Annotated in this window: 1 protein-coding gene; it reads left to right on the top strand. The window is 68.3% G+C overall.

All coding sequences use genetic code 11. From position 1 onward, the window contains the following. Nucleotides 1–148: 148 nt before the first annotated feature. Nucleotides 149–714, top strand: a 566-nt coding sequence (locus JCM25156_RS19195; RefSeq protein ID WP_025814426.1) for a tellurite resistance TerB family protein, incomplete at its 3' end; no start/stop codon positions are given.

Genomic DNA, 714 nt, shown 5'->3' on the forward strand with positions numbered 1-714 from the left:
ATTGACGCCACCCGACCGCCGGACCGCCCGCTGGCCTCCGCCTGCGGGTCGAGGCCCTGCGCGAATGGATGCCAGCAATGCCGCGGATGCCTGATGGCGGCAGGGAAGATCAGTTGGGTTAAGCCTGTATCCGTGCTAGCATCGGGGCATGGCGATATGGGGCAAGATTTTTGGTGGCGTTGCGGGGTTCGCGGTCGGCGGCCCCATGGGGGCGGTCGTCGGCACCGCGCTGGGCCACGCGGCGGATAACGGTTCCCTGCTGGAAACGCCGGTGGGCGGCTGGACCGACCGCTGGGGCCCACGGCTGAACGCGGACCCTAATGGCGCGGCCACCTTCATCGCGGCCAAGATGGCGGCCGTGATGGGCAAGCGCGAACAGATGTACGGGCTGGTCGTCATTATCCTGTCAGCCAAGATGGCGAAGTGCGACGGGCCGGTGAACCGCGCCGAAATCGACGCCTTCAAGCGCCGCTTCCATCTCCCGCCCGAGAACATGAAGGAAGTGGGCCGCCTGTTCGATACCGCCCGCCAGCGCACGGATGATTACCGGGCCTTCGCGACCGAACTGGGCCGCGCCTTCGCCGGGCGCACCGCCATGCTGGAGGAGGCCCTGGCCTCGCTGTTCGTGATCGCCCGCGCGGATGGGGAGATCAACGCGCGTGAGGAATCGTTCCTGCGCGGCGTGCACAAGGCGTTCGGCCTCAGCCCCGGCGC

Source organism: Komagataeibacter kakiaceti JCM 25156, assembly GCF_000613305.1.